This is a genomic window from Lysobacter sp. Soil_C_15 (assembly GCF_057657315.1).
Window position 1 is genome coordinate 123,090 of sequence record NZ_JBDGIR010000004.1, and the last position, 14,434, is coordinate 137,523.

Consider the following 14,434-nt stretch of genomic DNA (forward strand, 5'->3'; position numbering starts at 1 on the left):
TAATCGGGCGCGCCGGCACGGAACGCGTTGCCGGTTTTCGAATACCTGGAGCCTGGAATGTCGATCGTCGTCCGCGACGTGCGCGAGCACGAGCTGGATTCCGTCCTTGCCCTCAACAATGCCGCCGGACCCGCGATCCTGCCGCTGGATGCGGCCCGTCTGCGTCACTTTTTCGATACCGCCGAATATTTCCGCGTCGCCGAGCGCGACGGCAGCCTGGCCGGCTTCCTGATCGGCATGGGCGCCGACAGCGCCCACGACAGCAGCAATTTCCGCTGGTTCCACCAGCGCTACCCGGATTTCTTCTATATCGACCGCATCGTGGTCGCCAGCCGCCGCCGCGGCGGCGGCGTCGGCCGCGCGTTCTACGCCGATGCGCAGAGCTATGCCGAAATGCGTTATCCGCAATTGGCCTGCGAAGTGTTCCTGGAGGGCGGCAACGACCCGGCCCTGCTGTTCCACGGCAGCTTCGGCTTCCGCGAGGTCGGCCAGCACGTGATGGAGGAGGCCGGCGTGCGCGCGGCGATGCTGATGAAGCCGCTGTGCAGCTATCCCTGGGTGCGCGAAACCTACGGCGACGCCCTGCCCCAGGTCGACTGGCTGACCCGGCCGCGGGTGCCGGCGGCGCGCGCCGTCCAGGCCGAGGCGGCCCTCGCCCCGCGCCCCACCGGTACCTGCCCGTGAGCGTGGCCGTGGATTACGAACAGGCCGGCGAACTCAAAATCGGCCAGGTCGGCATCGCCAACCTGCGCATCCGCACCCTCGACGTCGACCGCCTGGTCGCGGAAATGCGTTCCCGGGTCCAGCGCGCGCCGAACATGTTCGGCCGCGCCGCGGTGGTGATCGACTTCGGCGGCCTCAGCCAGACCCCGGATGCGGCCACCGCCCAGGCCCTGATCGACGGCCTGCGCGAGGCCGGCGTGCTGCCGGTCGCCCTGGCCTACGGCACCAGCGAGACCGATCGCCTGTCGCAGGCCCTGGGCCTGCCCCTGCTGGCCAAGTTCCGCGCTTCGTACGAACGGGCGGACGGCGCGGCCGAGGCGGCGCCGGCGCGGGCGGCGGAACCCGCGCGGCCAGCCGAGCCGGAGCGGGCTCGGCCGGTGGCCGCGGAACCGGTGCGGGGCGGCGCTGGCGGGCCGGACGGCGCGTCGCGCAACCACAACGCAGGGCCGGACAGCGCGTCGCGCTCGGGTAGCGGAGCGGCGGTTGGGGTTCAGTCCTCTTCGGTTGGCCTGATCCAGTCCGCCCCGGTACGCTCGGGGCAACAGATTTACGCCGACGGCCGCGACCTGACCGTGCTGACCACGGTCGGCGCCGGCGCCGAGGTCATCGCCGACGGCTCGGTCCACATCTACGGCCCCCTGCGCGGACGCGCGCTGGCGGGCGCCCAGGGCAACAACAAGGCGCGCATCTTCTGCCGCGAGTTCTACGCCGAACTCGTCGCGATCGCGGGCCATTACAAGGTGCTTGAAGACATCCCGAAGGAGTTGCGCGGCAAGGCCGTGCAGGTCTGGCTGGAAGACGAGCAAATCAGAATTGCGGCGCTCGATTGACGCCGCACCATTGGAGGAACGTGTTTTGACCGAGATCATCGTAGTCACTTCGGGCAAGGGCGGCGTCGGCAAGACCACGACCAGCGCCAGCCTTTCCTGCGGGCTCGCCCGTCGCGGCCACAAGGTCGCCGTGATCGACTTCGACGTCGGTTTGCGCAACCTCGACCTGATCATGGGCTGCGAACGCCGGGTCGTGTACGACTTCGTCAACGTCGTCAACGGCGAAGCCAGCCTCAAGCAGGCCCTGATCAAGGACAAGCGCTTCGAGAACCTGTTCATCCTGGCCGCCTCGCAGACCCGCGACAAAGACGCGCTGACCAAGGAAGGCGTGCAGAAAGTGCTCGACGACCTGGTCGCCGACGGCTTCGACTACATCGTCTGCGATTCGCCCGCCGGCATCGAAAAGGGCGCGTTCCTGGCCATGTACTTCGCCGACCAGGCGGTGGTGGTGGTCAATCCGGAAGTCTCCTCGGTGCGCGACTCCGACCGCATCCTCGGCCTGCTCTCGTCCAAGACCCGCCGCGCCGAGAACGGCGAACGGGTCAAGGAGCACCTGCTGCTGACCCGCTACAGCCCGAAACGGGTGGAAACCGGCGAGATGCTCAGCATCGGCGACGTCGAGGAAATCCTCGGCCTGAAGACGGTCGGCGTGATCCCCGAGTCCGGCGACGTGCTCAACGCCTCCAACAAGGGCGAGCCGGTGATCCTGGAAACCGAATCCGACGCCGCCCAGGCCTACGACGACGCGGTCGCCCGCCTGCTCGGCGACACCCGCCCGATGCGCTTCACCCAGGTGGAAAAGAAGGGCTTCTTCAGCAAGATCTTCGGAGGTTGAGCTCATGGGTCTGTTCGACTTCCTGCTGGCCAAGAAGCAGACCGCCGCGGTCGCCAAGGACCGCCTGCGGATCATCGTCGCCCACGAACGCGCCGGCCGCGGCGACCCGGGCGGCCCCGACTATCTGCCGATGCTGCAGCGCGAACTGCTCGAAGTGATCCGCAAGTACGTCAACGTCGATACCGAGTCGGTCAAGGTCGACCTGATCGGCGAAGGCGACAACAAGGTCCTCGACATCTCGGTGGCCCTTCCGGAAAACCCGGGCACGCCGGCTCAGGCCTGAGCCCGCGCCGCCAAGGGACGCAGGGGGTTAAGCGCGCTTAGCCCCCTCCTCCCTGTCCGTCCCTACTCCGCTATCGCGGCGCCGTCGCGCCGCCGCTCGCCGCTCATGCTCACTCTCGCTGATATCGCCTTCGACGACGTCGCCGCCTTGCTGGCGCGCTACGACCTGCGCCTGGAGCGCGTCGCCGACGGCGAGGCCATCCCCGGCAGCTTCTGGGGCGACAGCGAGGCCGGCCTGATCGGCAGCACCGTTTACGCGCGCGACGACACCCCGGTGCACTCTCTGCTGCACGAGGCCGGCCATCTGATCGTGTTGCCGCCGGAGCGGCGCGCCGCGGTGCATACCGACGCCACCGACTCGATCGCCGAAGAAGACGCGGTATGCGTGCTGCAGACCCTGCTCGGCGACGCCATTCCCGGCGCCGGACGCGAGCGCATCCTCGCCGACATGGACGCCTGGGGTTACAGCTTCCGGCTCGGTTCGGCGCGCGCTTATGTGGAACAGGACGCGGAAAGCGCCTGGCAATGGCTGGCCGAGCACGGCCTGGTGCGGATGCCGGAGCGCACCCTGGTCTTGTGAGCGGTGCCGGCGCGGCCGGCCGCTTTCATCCGGGGGCTGTGCGCGACAGCGCGCGATCGCGTCCGCCGTGCGGGTCGGGGGCGAAGGCAGGCGCCGCCGCGCGATCCGCGCCAGCGGTCACCGACGCCCTCCGTGGCGTCGACGCCATTCGAACTTTGCGTGCCCGGCTATCCCCATAACCGGCGTCGCTTCTTGCCGCTTCCCTTCCCCTGACGGCGCCCCTCCGGGCGCTACCCCCACCGAGTTCCATATCGCGTCCGCGCCGCCGCGGCGGCGCTCAGCGCGCGCCGCGAACCGCAGCGGCCGCCGGTTCGGCATCGACCACCGGCGCCGGCAGCGCGGACGAGCTGCGCCGCACCGGGCCGGCATCGGCCGGGCCGTTCATCATCACGATGCCCACCACCGCCAGGGCCAGCAGCGCAGTGAACAGCGCCCGCCCCAGATCGGCGGTGCGGCGCGAGGACACGGCCACCGGTTCGTCGCCGTGCCATTGCAGGTCCTGACGGAACAGGCTCTCGCCGCCATCGCGATCGCGCCCCCATGCGGTCGGGCCTCGCTCGTGCGTTGCCCCGGTCGTTTGATTCATATCGTTCCCACTTGAGCCTGGATCGGCCGCCGGCCTTTCCCCGCCGACGGCACAGCTGCCTCGCAGCTGTCGCTGGACGTCACTTTTTCCAATTTCGCGTCACGGGTCAAATGGATTTGTGTGACAGCGTTCGATTCGGGAGCGCGACCGGCGTTTCGAAAGCTGAACAACACTGCGACTTCGGGCACATCGTTGCGCCCACGGTGGGCATATTTCCAAAAAATTAACGAATAGAAGCGCCCAAATAACAAAAAAATAACCATTCCGCCGTCGCAGCACTTTCGACGACTCGCCCGACTCGGCCAACAGCCGCCGTCCGCAGCGACGCCGGTAACCGTTTCCAGGCGCCGCTGCTTGCCGACTTTGCGCGAAACCGCCCCCCGCGATCGCCACCCCAGCCGCGGACCCGAAGCGTCTCGCACATCTGCGCGACACGGCTTGCGTCCGGCCGACCCGGCCTCTAGCCTTCTGCCCACGCGCGAACAGCGCGGCACATCCCTGGAGAGAGCACCCATGAAACATGTTCGCGCCTTGCTGGCGCTCGGCATCGCTGCGGCCGTGATCGGCCTGAGCGCCTGCAAGAAGGAACCCGTCCCCTCCTCCAGCGACGCCAAGCCGGCCGCCCCCGAAGGCGAGACCGCGGACCAGTTCATCGCCCGGGTCAACGACGAGTACAAGAAGATGTACCCGGAGATGACCGCGGCGCAGTGGTTGTCCTCGACCTACATCAACGACGACAGCCAGTTGCTCTCGGCCAAGGCCAACGAGCGCTACCTGAGCCAGCTCAACAGCTGGATCGAGCAATCCAAGAAGTTCGAAGGCCAGCCGATGTCGCCGGCCACCGCGCGCGCGATCCAGTTGCTGAAGATCGGCACCGCGATGCCGGCGCCGAAGGATCCGGCCCGGCTCGCCGAACTGACCCAGATCGCGACCCGAATGGAAGGCATGTACGGCTCGGGCACTTATTGCACCGGCCCGAACGACAGCGAATGCCGCCAGCTCGGCGAACTCGAGGACGTGCTGCGCAGCACCACCCGCGACTACGACGCCCAGCTCGACGCCTGGAAGGGCTGGCACAGCATCTCCAAGCCGATGCGCAAGGACTACACCCGCTTCGTCGAACTGGTCAACGAAGGCGCGCAGAACCTGGGCTACGCCGACACCGGCGAGCTGTGGCGCTCGGGCTACGACATGAGCCCGGCCGAGCTGGCCGCCGAAACCGACCGTTTGTGGGGCCAGGTCAAGCCGCTGTACGAGCAGTTGCACTGCTATACCCGCACGCGCCTGGAAACCAAGTACGGCGCCGACAAGGGCCAGGTCTCCGGCGGCATGCTGCCGGCGCATCTGCTCGGCAACATGTGGCAGCAGGACTGGGGCAATCTGTGGGACATCCTCGCCCCTTACAGCGAACAGCAGGCCGGCAGCCTCGACATCAACGGCGCCCTGGCGGCCCAGTATCAAAAGCACCTCGACGCCCAGCGCGCCAAAGCCGGCGATGAACTGAGCCCGGGCGCCGAGGCGCAGGTCGACGTCGACGCCGCGCAGGCCAACGCCAAGCAGATGACCGAGCGCGCGCAGGACTTCTACGTCTCGCTCGGCATGCCCAAGCTGCCCGACAGCTATTGGAACAAGACCCAGTTCATCAAGCCGCGCGATCGCGACGTGGTCTGCCACGCCAGCGCCTGGGACATGAACATGTCCGGCGACGTGCGCACCAAGATGTGCATCAAGCCGAACGAGGAAGACTTCACCACCATCTACCACGAACTCGGCCACGTCTATTACTACCTGGCCTACAACAACCAGCCGCCGCTGTTCCAGACCGGCGCCCACGACGGCTTCCACGAAGCCATCGGCGACACCATCGTGCTGGCGATGACGCCGAAGTACCTGCAGTCGATCGGCCTGGTCGGCGCTCAGCAGCAGAGCAACGAATCCCTGATCAACGCGCAGATGCGCATGGCCCTGGCCAAGGTCTCGTTCCTGCCGTTCGGCCTGATGATCGACCGCTGGCGCTGGGGCGTGTTCGACGGTTCGATCAAGCCGGGCGAGTACAACAAGGCCTGGTGGGAGCTGAAGGCCAAGTACCAGGGCGTGGCCCCGGTCGAGGCGCGCGGCGAGGAGTTCTTCGACGCCGGCGCCAAGTACCACGTGCCGGGCAATACGCCGTACACGCGCTACTTCCTCTCGCACGTGCTGCAGTTCCAGTTCTACAAGTCGCTGTGCGACGCGGCCGGCTACAAGGGTCCGCTGTACGAATGCAGCTTCTACGGCAACAAGGCCGCCGGCGCGAAGTTCCAGGCGATGTTGAGCAAGGGCGCCAGCCAGCCTTGGCAGCAGACCATGAAGGAACTGACCGGCGGCGAGAAGATGGACGCCTCGGCGGTGCTGGAGTACTTCGCCCCGCTGCAGACCTGGCTGAAGCAGCAGAACGAAGGCAAGAGCTGCGGCTGGCAGGCCTCGGCGGCCGGCGCCGCCGCGCCGGCCAAGCCAGCGGCGGCAGCCAAGCCGGCCAAGGGCTGAAGCAAGGCGGCTGCGGCCGCGCGAGGCAAACGGAAAAACCGGCTTCGGCCGGTTTTTCTTTTGGGGCGGGGATTAGGGATTAGAAGGCCATCGCCCCCACACCGGTAGGAGCGACGCAAGTCGCGACATCGAACCCGTCCATGGCCGCGACGACCTGCAACCCACGGTCGCGGCTTGCGCCGCCCCTACCCGCAAGCCAGCGCCGGCTTCTGTAGCAGCGGCGTCAGCCGCGACCGGAACGGGCAGAAACCACAACCGCCGCGCCGACGATCGAAACCGACTTCCCGATCATCGCGGCGGACGTCAGGCGTCGACCGCGTCCTCGGCCAGCTCCTGTTCGCCCGCAGGCGCTTCGCTCGCGCTCGCTCGCCGCTGCGCGCGCAAGGCCCGGTATTGCGCGAGCAGGTCTTGCAGCCGCTGGTTCAGGTGCGCATCGAGCATCGCCGAATACGGCTGATCCGGCGCGCACATGGCTTTGAGCGACGCCAGGTTTTCGTCGAACCGCAGCAGGCTCTGCTGCAGGCCGGCGCCGGACAGCACGCTGGCTGCGGTCAGCGCGAACTCGGCATTGGCCAGCAAGACCCGCGCAATGCCCAGATAGCGGCCGCGTTCCTCGACCAGGTCCTGGCGGTTCAAGCCTAGGATATCGATCGTGGCGCGGCCGTAGGGGTCGGGCTCGCGGCCGTCGAAACGCGGCGCCACCAACGACAGCTTGTCCTGCGGCCACTCCAGATGGCGGGCGGGGTCGCACCGGGTCGGATCGATCAGCAGCGGATCCTCGGCCTCGCAGTCGCCGCGCGGCCCGCTCGCGCGCCGGCCGCGGATCGGAAACAGATTGCCCTTGCCGACCGTCACCGGCGCCAACGCCGATATCTCCGCGCGTCCCATCCCCGGCTGGGCGATGCGCAGGCCGTTGCGGCGATTGCACAACACGCAACTCGGCAGCAGGTTCGACCAGTCGGCCGCCAGCCACCAGTAGCCCCGATGCGCGGCGTCGCCCTCGACGCCCGCCTTGGGCCGGTAGTGCTCGACGTCGGTCGGCGAACTGGCGCTGTGGAAGGACTCGCAATAGGCGCACTTGCCGGCGAACAGGCTGCGCATGGCCTCGGCCACGTCGGCGCCCTTGTACGCGGCGAAGGCGAAGCTGCCGGCGCTCTTGTCGCGATAGTGGCCGCGGGCGCGCTTGAGCTCCCTGGCGCCGGCGCCGTCGCTGCGGGTCAGCGACGCCGGCGGCGCGACGCCGCGGCGGTCGACGTACCTCATCCGTCCGCCTCCACGCCCAGATGCCGCTCCAGCCGGCGCACGATCTCGTCCAGCGCGTCCTCGCGCATCGCCCCGCGCTCGATCACCGAGCCGCGCCGGCGGCCTTCGATGTAGCGTTCGGTGGCTTCGCCGATCAGCTGTTCGGCCGGGGTGTCGCCGCGCGGCAGCGCCTGCAGCGCGGCGCCCAGGCGCCGGCGCTCCAGCGCTTCCTCCGCGCGCGGCTCGGGCAGGCCGAGCAGATAGGCGTAGCGGTTCAGCGCCGCCTCGGTTTCCGGCCGCGCGGTGCTGGCCAGGCCGAAGATGTCCGAGGTCAGCAACTGGTCGGTGCGCAGCAGTTCGATATTGGGCAGGTCCTCGCGCGCCCGGATGCGGTCGTCCTCGTCGCGGTACAGCACGTGCACCTCGCCGTCGCGCATGCCGCGCAGGCACAGGGCGTCGTGCGCGCTGACCACGAACTGCACCCGCGGCATGGCCCGGCGCAGCGCCGACATGACTTCGATCTTCCAGCGCGGGTGCAGATGCACGTCGATTTCGTCGATCAGCACCGTGCCCTGCGCGTACTCGAGGTTGCCCCAGGCCTCGACCATCCGCCGCATGATGTCGACCGCCATCGCGAACAGGGCGCGGTAGCCGTCGCTCATGCGCTCGATCGGAGTGACCCGGCCGTGGGCCCGCACCAGCACGTGGCCGCTGTGGTTGCGGAAGATGTCGTCGTCGCCGTGCAGGGCGAAGATCTCGCGCATCGCCCGGGCGACCGCGTCGAAGGCCGCGCGCGGCGCCTCGGTCAGCCAGGTCGAGGGGTCCTCCAGGACCGCGAAGGGATCGAACAGGCTGCGGTGGATGCCGTGCGCCGGGACCCGGCCGTGAGCGCGGAAAAACCGCCGCGCGCCGTAGGCCAGCACCATCGACGGCGGACCGCCGGCGTGGGTCTGGAAGCGCCCCAGCGAATCGATCTCGACCCGCCGGCTCTCGCCCGAGGACAGCAAGACCTCGACATAAGGCCGTTGGATCGACACGTCCCAGGAGTCGCGCTGGCGCGGCAGGAACTCCAGCCCCTGGGCGCGGCTGCCGTTGCGCTGGCGCTCGTCCATCAGGGCCAGGGCCAGCGCCTGCAGCACGGTACTCTTGCCGGCGGCGTTCTCGCCCAGCAGCATCGCCCCCGGCGCGCCGGGCTCGCCGCCCGTGCCGGCGCCGAGGTTCAACTCGACCTGTTCGATGCCCTTGAAATGGAAGATCCGCACTCGCTCGACATGGGACGGGTCCCAGCGCGGTTCCGGCGCGCGGGCCGCGCGCGGCGGCGGATCGAAGTCGAACTCCTCCGGCGCCTCGTCCGGACGATCCTCCAGGTAAGCGTGGGCGGCCGATTCCCACTCCTGCTCATGGCCGAGCAGACGCGGCAGATCGCGGGCGAAGCGGAAGTCGCGCTCCGCCCGCAGCCCCAGCCGGCGCGCGAACGCCCCATAGACCGTGAGCAGCGCATGGTCGACCGCCGCGGTGTGGGCGAAGCGGCGCAGCGTGTCCAGCTCGGACACGGCGAAACCCTCGTCCAGGCGATACGGCTGGGCGACGATCGCCGCCAGCATGCGCTCCATCGCCGCGCGCCGCGCCGCGATCAGCCCCGGCCGGTTCAAGCTCAGCGTCTGGATGGTCGCGGCGCCGCGCTCGCTCGCCGCGACCAGCTCGCCGTGCGGGCTGAACCCCAGGTGCCGCTTCGGGTCGTCGCGACAGGGGTCGAGCAGCAACGCGCCTTCGCTGGCCACCGCCGAGCGCCACGGCGTCATCGGCAGGGCGCGCGGCGTGTCGACCGGAAAGCGGTTGCGCTTGGCGGCCGCGCATTCGCGGCAGGCCAGCATCTGGTTGCGCCACTCGAACGCAAGCCAGCCGTAATGATCCGGGCTCTCCGCGCCGCCGTCGGCATCGGCGGCGGCGAACACCGGCCGGAATTGCTCGATCGCGCCGTCGCTCAGCAGGCGCGCTTCGCAATAGGCGCATTTGTGCTCGAACTGGGCCTCAAGCGCGCTGCGCACGTCGCCGGCCAGGAACAGCCGCGCGTACTGCTCGAACGGCACGCGCTGGCGCTGGCGTTCGTCGGCCGGACGGCTGTAGAACTCGGTCAGCGCCTGCGCCCAGTCCAGCAGTTCGGGCCGGCGCAGCGACGGCGGCGTGGCGATCCGTTTGACTTTCCTCATCCCGCCCCTCCGCTGGGCGTTGGCGACCGTTGGCCGCGGCGTGAACGGCATTATGAAGTGGCCGGGTCTGGCGGAATAAGACAGGGTTGGCGTTCGCGGCGACTCGCGGCCGCGGGGCTGGGGCAGAATGGATCCGCCCGCCGCGCGCATCGCATCCGCTTTCGGCCGTCGCGGCGGCGGCCGCCGTTCCGGAGTTCCCGCATGTTCCGACCGACCCGCCTTTCCGCCGCCGTCCTGCTGGCCTGCGCCTTCGCCGCCGATGCGGCCGCGGCCGAACCCGTCGACCTGCTGATCCGCCACGCCGCGGTGGTCGACGTGATCGCCGGCAAGCTGCGCCGCGACCAGGCCATCGCCGTGCGCGGCGACCGCATCGCCGCCATCGTCGACGACGCCCGCGCCGGCGACTACGCCGCCGAGCGCAGCCTGGACGCCACGGGCCGCTACGCGATCCCGGCGCTGTGGGACATGCACGTGCATTTCGGCGGCGGCGAGGCGCTGATCGAAGAAAACAAGAACCTGCTGCCGCTGTACCTGGCCCACGGCATCGCCGCGGTGCGCGACGCCGCCGGCGACCTCAGCCCCAGCGTGTTCGAATGGCGCGACGCGGTCGCCGCGGGCCGGCTGGAAGGCCCGACCATCTTCACCTCCGGGCCCAAGCTGGAAGGCTACAAGTCGATCTGGCCCGGCGACATCGAAGTCGGCAGCCACCAGGAGATCGCCGCCGCGCTCGACCGCCTGCAGGATTGGAAGGTCGACTTCGTCAAGATCACCGACAACACGCTCAGCCCGGAACTGTTCGTGGATGCGCTGAAACAGGCCCATGCGCGCGGCCTGAAAGTGTCGGCGCACCTGCCGTTCGTACTGACCGTCGACGAGGTCAGCGCCGCCGGCCTGAGCTCGATCGAGCACATCGAGTACGCCTACAAGGCCGGCTCGTCGAAGGAAGCCGAGATCAGCGCGATGGTCCGCCGCGGCGAAATCGACAGCAAGGAAGGCTGGAACCGGATCCAGGCCAGCTTCGACCGCCGCACCGCCCTGGCCGCCTACCGGCGCCTGGCCCAGCGCGGCACCGCGATCACCCCGACCCTCAACGGCAGCTACGTCACCACCTACCTCGACCGCGACGATCACCGCGGCGACGCCTACCTGCAGTACATCGGCCCGGGGCTGGAAGCGACCTACGCCTGGCGGGTGGAGCGCGCCGCCAAGGACGACGCCGCCGCGGTGGAACGCCGCCATCAGCGCTACCAGCGCAACGCGGCGATCCTGCCGCTGCTGCAGCGCTCCGGAGTGCGGATCCTGGCCGGCACCGACGCGGGCTTCCTCAACTCCTACAACTATCCCGGCGTCGGCCTGCACGACGAGATGCAGCGCTTCGTCGAAAGCGGCCTGAGCCCTTGGCAGACCCTGCAGGCGGCGACCATCAACGGCGCGCGCTTCCTCGGCCGCGACGACCGCTACGGCTCGCTGGAGGCCGGCAAGGCCGCCGACATCGTCCTGCTCAAGGCCGATCCGCTGCGCGACATCGCCGCGACCCGGCGCATCGACGTCTTCGTCCTGCGCGGCAAGGTCTACGATCGCGCGGCGCTGGACGGCCTGCTCGACGGGGTCAGGCGCAAGGTCGCCGAGCAACGCGCGGCGGAGAAGGCGGCCCAGGACGCGGCGAAGACCGACGAACGCTGAAGCCGGCCTCCTACCGCCCCGCCCCCTGGCGGAACTTCTGCGGCGTGGCGCCGCTGAGCTCGGCGAACATGGCGATGAACGCCGACGCGCTGGCATAGCCCATGTCGGCGGCGACCTGCTGCACGCTGCGGCCCTGCTCCAGCAGCGGAATCGACTGCTGGAAACGCAGCCGCTGACGCCACTGGCTGAACGACATGCCCAACTCGTCGCGGCAGCGCCGGCTCAGGGTGCGCTCGGTGGTGTGCACGCGCTGCGCCCATTGCGCCAGGGTGGTGTTGTCGCCGGGGCGGTGCTGCAGCGCGTCCAGGATCGGCGCCAGCAGGCGGTCCTCGCTCTGCGGCACGAAGCGCGACAGCATCGGCGTGGCCAGCAGCTTGTCGATCAGCACCCGCGCCAGGCGCCGGTCGGCCGGCGTGTCGGGAATTTCCACCCCGCGCGCGAACAGGTCCTCGACCCCGGCGACGAACAAGGGATGCAGGCGGACGATGCCCGGCGCCACCGGCAGCAGCGTCGTGTAGCGCTCGGCGATGTTGATCAGCCGGCAATGCACTTCGCGCCGGTTGTGCGAGCTGTGGTCCATGCGCGGCGGAATCCACACCGCATAGCCCGGCGGAGCGAAGAACGGCTGGCCCTCGACCAGGAAGGCCATGCTGCCGGATTCGACGAACGCCAGTTGCCCCCAGGGGTGCCGGTGCAGGGCGCTTTCGGTGTCCACCGCCAACGCTTCGTAGCGCAGCAGCAACGGGCCCGGCAGGCTCCGGTAGGGGTAATGGAAACGGTGTTTGCGCGGCATTGTCGGAAGCTCGCTATGCGCTGTCTGGTTATCGATATCTGCCGGTTACCCGACATTCTAGAATGAGCGGCCCCACGTTGTCGTACGGATGTTCCCGATGCATGTGTTACTGCCGATCCTGGCCACGCTGATCTGGGCCGGAAACACGATCGTCAGCAAGCTGTCCGCCGGCGCGATCGAGCCGGCGGCGATTTCCTTCTACCGCTGGCTGGTCGCGCTGTTGGCGCTGACCCCGTTCATGCTGCCGAAAGTCTGGAAGCTGCGCGCGCAGGTGCGCCCCTACTGGCGCAAGCTGGTGGTGCTGGCGGCGCTGGGCATGGTCATGTACCAGTCGCTGGCCTACTTCGCCGCGCACAGCGTCAGCGCCATGTCGATGGGCCTGATCATCGCCGCGATTCCGCCGATGACGATGCTGATCGGCATGGTCGTGCTGCGCACCCGCCCCTCGCCCGGCATGCTGATCGGCGCGCTGATCTCCTTCGTCGGCCTGAGCTGGCTGCTCAGCGCCGGCCATCCCGTGCGCCTGCTGCAGCAGGGCCTGGGCCGCGGCGAGCTGATGATGCTGCTGGCCTCGACCTCATACGCCGCCTACGGCGTGCTGGTGAAGCGTTGGGCGCTGCCGATCGGCAACGGCGAATCGCTGTACCTGCAGGTCCTGTGCGGTACCGTGCTGCTGTTGCCCGGTTTCCTGTTGTCGCCGTCGGTAGCGCTGACCGCGCACAACCTGCCGCTGGTGCTGTACGCCGGCCTGCTCGCCTCGACCCTGGCGCCGTGGTTCTGGATGCGCGGCCTGCTGCGCCTGGGCCCGGACAAGACCGCAGTGCTGATGAACCTGACTCCGGTGTTCACCGCCGCCTTCGCGGTGCTGCTCCTCGGCGAGCCGCTGCAGGTCCATCACTGGGTCGGCGGCGTGCTGACCCTGCTCGGGGTCGCGGTCGCGCAACTGCTGAAACAGCGTCCGGCGCCGGCCTTGCAGGCCCAGGAGTGCGCCGGCTGAGCCGCGGCCGCGGCGACCGCGCGCACTCCTCGCCATTGTGAGGCGCGTCAAGTTCGCCGCCGGAACGCGCTGCTAGGGTCGGCGGCATGTCGTCGCCACCCGACATTCCCAAACCGGTTTCGCCGACCGGCCAGCGCTGGCTGTGGGCCGCGCTGGTCCTGGCCAGCGTCCTCGTCGTCGCCCTCGGCTGGCAGGTCGGGCGCATGCGCGAGGACCAGCGCTGGCTCGCCGACCGCGTCACCGCGCCCTATGTCGGCATGTACGTGCCGCGGGTGGCGCTGAGCGGCCTCGACGGCGAGGCGATCGAACTCGGCCAGCCGCGCGGCGACAGCCAGGTGCTGTTCTTCTTCACCACCACCTGCCCCTACTGCCGCGCCTCGCTGCCGCAACTCAAGCGGATCGCGCAGCAGTTGCCGCAGGCCTCCGCCGGCGGCGCCGAGCTGATCGGCGTCGCCCTGGCCCCGCCCGAGCGGGCGCGCGCCTATGCGCGCGAACACGGGCTCGACTTCCCGCTGGTCGCCCACGACGATCGCCGCACCGCGGCGCTGTTCCGCGCGCGCAAGGTGCCGGCGCTGCTGGTGGTCGGCCGCGACGGCCGGGTGCGCTACAGCCACATCGGCGCCTTGAACGACAAGCGCACCCTGCGCGAACTGCTGCGCGCGCTGCGGCCCACGCCGCCGCGCGCCGCAGCGGCCCCGGCCATCGCCGCCGCGGCGGCGCGGCCGTGATCTGCGCCGTCGGCGGTTGCGACGGCTGCGCGGACGCATCGGCGTCCGCGGACGGTGCGGCCGCGGCCGCACCGGTTCGGCCGGACCGGCATCGTGCCGGGCTCCGGCGTCCCTTGCCGCCGGCCCGACCGGGACCGCGGCGTACATCGACAGGAGCTCAGCAATGAAGAAGCGTAACCGTGGCGTCCGCATCGTCTTGGCGGCCCTGCTGTTCTCGGCCGCGATGGGATTCGGCGCCTTCCAGGTCGTCGCCGGCAACGGCGCCGAGCCGGCGCAGTCCGAATCCTGCAGCTCGTTCGCCTGCCGCAGCGAGTGTCCGGAATTCGGCGGCGAGCTCGGCCCCGGCGGCCCCGGCCGCCCCCTGGTCTGCTATTGCTGCGGCTGATCCCCCTCGGCCGATAGCCTGTGCCGGCCTCGGGGCG

General features: G+C 69.7%; 14 protein-coding genes. 10 read left to right on the forward strand and 4 right to left on the reverse strand.

Annotation, left to right across the window (positions count from 1 at the left end; all coding sequences use genetic code 11):
* The first annotated feature begins 57 nt into the window (after nt 1-57).
* The 5 genes from AC3A57_RS10960 to AC3A57_RS10980 all read left to right on the forward strand — a co-directional run bounded on the left by AC3A57_RS10960 (nt 58) and on the right by AC3A57_RS10980 (nt 3,250).
* A complete protein-coding gene (locus AC3A57_RS10960) occupies nt 58-684 on the forward strand; it encodes a GNAT family N-acetyltransferase (protein WP_487578951.1) in 627 nt (208 codons plus the stop codon).
* Nucleotides 681-1,553, forward strand: coding sequence for a septum site-determining protein MinC (minC, locus tag AC3A57_RS10965; protein ID WP_487578952.1), 873 nt, complete (start codon nt 681-683; stop codon nt 1,551-1,553). Before AC3A57_RS10960 ends, minC begins: the two co-directional genes overlap by 4 nt.
* Nucleotides 1,554-1,578: 25 nt before the next feature.
* On the forward strand, nt 1,579-2,388 hold the full coding sequence (gene minD / locus AC3A57_RS10970) for a septum site-determining protein MinD (RefSeq protein WP_221671874.1): 810 nt from the start codon (nt 1,579-1,581) through the stop codon (nt 2,386-2,388).
* 4 nt (nt 2,389-2,392) lie between these two features.
* Nucleotides 2,393-2,671 carry a cell division topological specificity factor MinE gene (minE, locus tag AC3A57_RS10975; protein ID WP_487578953.1) on the forward strand — a complete coding sequence of 93 codons (279 nt, stop codon included), beginning with the start codon at nt 2,393-2,395 and terminating at the stop codon, nt 2,669-2,671.
* Between the two features lie 105 nt (nt 2,672-2,776).
* Nucleotides 2,777-3,250: a hypothetical protein gene (locus tag AC3A57_RS10980; protein WP_487578954.1), complete on the forward strand. Its 474-nt coding sequence runs from the start codon at nt 2,777-2,779 to the stop codon at nt 3,248-3,250.
* A gap of 277 nt (nt 3,251-3,527) precedes the next feature.
* Here AC3A57_RS10980 and AC3A57_RS10985 read toward each other — a convergent pair whose 3' ends face one another.
* The gene (locus AC3A57_RS10985) at nt 3,528-3,836 is read right to left on the reverse strand and encodes a hypothetical protein (protein ID WP_487578955.1); all 309 of its coding nucleotides are present in this window, start codon (nt 3,834-3,836) and stop codon (nt 3,528-3,530) included.
* A gap of 513 nt (nt 3,837-4,349) precedes the next feature.
* Between AC3A57_RS10985 and AC3A57_RS10990 the strand changes: the two genes are divergently transcribed.
* Nucleotides 4,350-6,359: a M2 family metallopeptidase gene (locus AC3A57_RS10990; RefSeq protein ID WP_487578956.1), complete on the forward strand. Its 2,010-nt coding sequence runs from the start codon at nt 4,350-4,352 to the stop codon at nt 6,357-6,359.
* Nucleotides 6,360-6,662: 303 nt separating this feature from the next.
* Here AC3A57_RS10990 and AC3A57_RS10995 read toward each other — a convergent pair whose 3' ends face one another.
* Nucleotides 6,663-7,622, reverse strand: coding sequence for an HNH endonuclease family protein (locus AC3A57_RS10995; protein ID WP_487578957.1), 960 nt, complete (start codon nt 7,620-7,622; stop codon nt 6,663-6,665).
* Nucleotides 7,619-9,811: an AAA family ATPase gene (locus AC3A57_RS11000; protein WP_487578958.1), complete on the reverse strand. Its 2,193-nt coding sequence runs from the start codon at nt 9,809-9,811 to the stop codon at nt 7,619-7,621. The genes AC3A57_RS10995 and AC3A57_RS11000 overlap by 4 nt, the downstream gene beginning before the upstream one ends.
* Before the next feature lie 201 nt (nt 9,812-10,012).
* Between AC3A57_RS11000 and AC3A57_RS11005 the strand changes: the two genes are divergently transcribed.
* Nucleotides 10,013-11,494, forward strand: a complete 1,482-nt coding sequence (locus AC3A57_RS11005; RefSeq protein WP_487578959.1) for an amidohydrolase family protein — start codon at nt 10,013-10,015, stop codon at nt 11,492-11,494.
* A gap of 10 nt (nt 11,495-11,504) precedes the next feature.
* Here the strand turns inward: AC3A57_RS11005 and AC3A57_RS11010 are convergent, their stop codons facing one another.
* Nucleotides 11,505-12,287: a helix-turn-helix domain-containing protein gene (locus AC3A57_RS11010; RefSeq protein WP_487578960.1), complete on the reverse strand. Its 783-nt coding sequence runs from the start codon at nt 12,285-12,287 to the stop codon at nt 11,505-11,507.
* A 97-nt stretch (nt 12,288-12,384) separates the two neighbouring features.
* On the opposite strand from AC3A57_RS11010, the gene AC3A57_RS11015 reads away from it, so the two are divergent.
* The 3 genes from AC3A57_RS11015 (at nt 12,385) to AC3A57_RS11025 (ending at nt 14,397) form a co-directional block, all read left to right on the forward strand.
* Nucleotides 12,385-13,284, forward strand: a complete 900-nt coding sequence (locus tag AC3A57_RS11015) for a DMT family transporter (protein ID WP_487578961.1) — start codon at nt 12,385-12,387, stop codon at nt 13,282-13,284.
* A gap of 86 nt (nt 13,285-13,370) precedes the next feature.
* Entirely contained in the window at nt 13,371-14,012 is a 642-nt protein-coding gene (locus AC3A57_RS11020; RefSeq protein ID WP_487578962.1) for a peroxiredoxin family protein, read from the forward strand.
* 163 nt (nt 14,013-14,175) lie between these two features.
* Entirely contained in the window at nt 14,176-14,397 is a 222-nt protein-coding gene (locus AC3A57_RS11025; protein WP_487578963.1) for a hypothetical protein, read from the forward strand.
* The last annotated feature ends 37 nt before the right edge of the window (nt 14,398-14,434 follow it).

Coding starts and splice junctions, on each gene's coding strand:
- AC3A57_RS10960 (WP_487578951.1), top strand. CDS start 58: ATGTCGATCGTCGTCCGCGACGTGCGCGAGCACGAGCTGGATTCCGTC.
- minE (WP_487578953.1), top strand. CDS start 2,393: ATGGGTCTGTTCGACTTCCTGCTGGCCAAGAAGCAGACCGCCGCGGTC.
- AC3A57_RS10980 (WP_487578954.1), top strand. CDS start 2,777: ATGCTCACTCTCGCTGATATCGCCTTCGACGACGTCGCCGCCTTGCTG.
- AC3A57_RS10985 (WP_487578955.1), bottom strand. CDS start 3,836: ATGAATCAAACGACCGGGGCAACGCACGAGCGAGGCCCGACCGCATGG.
- AC3A57_RS10990 (WP_487578956.1), top strand. CDS start 4,350: ATGAAACATGTTCGCGCCTTGCTGGCGCTCGGCATCGCTGCGGCCGTG.
- AC3A57_RS10995 (WP_487578957.1), bottom strand. CDS start 7,622: ATGAGGTACGTCGACCGCCGCGGCGTCGCGCCGCCGGCGTCGCTGACC.
- AC3A57_RS11000 (WP_487578958.1), bottom strand. CDS start 9,811: ATGAGGAAAGTCAAACGGATCGCCACGCCGCCGTCGCTGCGCCGGCCC.
- AC3A57_RS11005 (WP_487578959.1), top strand. CDS start 10,013: ATGTTCCGACCGACCCGCCTTTCCGCCGCCGTCCTGCTGGCCTGCGCC.
- AC3A57_RS11010 (WP_487578960.1), bottom strand. CDS start 12,287: ATGCCGCGCAAACACCGTTTCCATTACCCCTACCGGAGCCTGCCGGGC.
- AC3A57_RS11015 (WP_487578961.1), top strand. CDS start 12,385: ATGCATGTGTTACTGCCGATCCTGGCCACGCTGATCTGGGCCGGAAAC.
- AC3A57_RS11020 (WP_487578962.1), top strand. CDS start 13,371: ATGTCGTCGCCACCCGACATTCCCAAACCGGTTTCGCCGACCGGCCAG.
- AC3A57_RS11025 (WP_487578963.1), top strand. CDS start 14,176: ATGAAGAAGCGTAACCGTGGCGTCCGCATCGTCTTGGCGGCCCTGCTG.